We start from the raw sequence: 1,177 nt of genomic DNA, 5'->3' as shown, positions 1-1,177 counted from the left end.
GCGCCAGCTACGGCGCTCGTCGAAGCCTTCCTTCCGCTTGCCGAAGAACTGGATGATCATCTCGCCTTTGGCATCGTAGGCCTCGAGCGAGGTCACATGACCATCCTTCGTCGGCTTGCGAACGGCCCAGGCTTCGGAAATGTGATCCTGGCGCAGATGCAGATGGAAGGTGGGGTCCATGATATTGATCCAGGGGCCCATGGCCTGCACGTTGAAGATCGGGCCGGAATGGATCTGCACGATGCCGTCATTGGCGACGAAGCACATGATCGGCAGACCTTCGCGGACGGAGGCATGCATCATCTCGCCGACCGCGTTCGTCTCCAGCTTCCAGGCATAATCGTCACCGACCGTGCGGATCGCCGCCTGGCGGCCGATCTTCAATTTCTGCAGCATGCCGAAGAATTCATGCGTGTCCGTCATGCGGCCCCAGTGGTCGCGCAGTTCGTCGCGGCTGACATCGCCGTCGATCTCGCTGACATCATAGCCGGAGCGATCCTCGGTAAAATCCTGTGATTGGTCTTCGAGCCGCAGCTCGGCGACGATGGCATGATAGGCCTCGACGTTGGAGGCCGGGCGCAGGTGCACCTTATGGACGGCGTCGCCGGCCTTATCGAAAAACTGCAGGCTGAGCCGCTGTTGGTCGCCGTCCGTTTTGGTGACGGCGAAGGCATGCGTCCAGCGCTTCGGGAAGATGCGCAGATCGATGTTCTCGCCGAGCACGATGGCCGCCTGCACGCCTGATTTGATGTTTTCGTAGACCCCGATTTTCTCATGCACGGCGCTTTCATTGCGCGAGAGCGCGAGGACTTCGCCGAGGGAGGAGACGCGAGCGAGGAACCGATGAGCATCGGCATCGATTCGAACAGCGGAAATGCCGACTTCGGCGGCAACCAATGCCGCTTCGGAAACGCCCAATCGAGCGGCGATATCGCGCTCGCGCATTTTGGGATTTTCGGCGCGGAAAGCGCGGATGTCGGCGGGGAAGGGTCGGATCGTTTCTTTGGTCGTCTCAGTCATCTGCTATGCCTATTTGTTGAGAATGAGTTTGCCTTGGCGCGTGATCTTCATCCGGTAGATGACGCCGTCGTGCCTGATCATGATTTCGGTTTGGCCACGGAAAATATCCGTGCTCTCGACAATTCTAATTTGCGGTGCGGCCATCAGCGGCACCGGC

2 protein-coding genes are annotated in these 1,177 nt (G+C 59.6%); both read right to left on the bottom strand.

All coding sequences use genetic code 11. From position 1 onward, the window contains the following. Positions 1–1,020 (bottom strand): hemin-degrading factor (locus PY649_RS34735; protein WP_285873595.1); only part of this gene is annotated, 1,020 nt, incomplete at its 3' end. A gap of 9 nt (positions 1,021–1,029) precedes the next feature. Beyond that, entirely contained in the window at positions 1,030–1,173 is a 144-nt protein-coding gene (hemP, locus tag PY649_RS34730; RefSeq protein ID WP_285873596.1) for a hemin uptake protein HemP, read from the bottom strand. Between the last annotated feature and the right edge of the window lie 4 nt (positions 1,174–1,177).

Origin of the sequence: Rhizobium mayense (genome assembly GCF_030272705.1) — a bacterium.
Lineage (GTDB): Bacteria > Pseudomonadota > Alphaproteobacteria > Rhizobiales > Rhizobiaceae > Rhizobium > Rhizobium mayense.
Note: the sequence above shows the minus strand (reverse complement) of the source record. Positions and strands in the feature narration are given on the sequence as shown.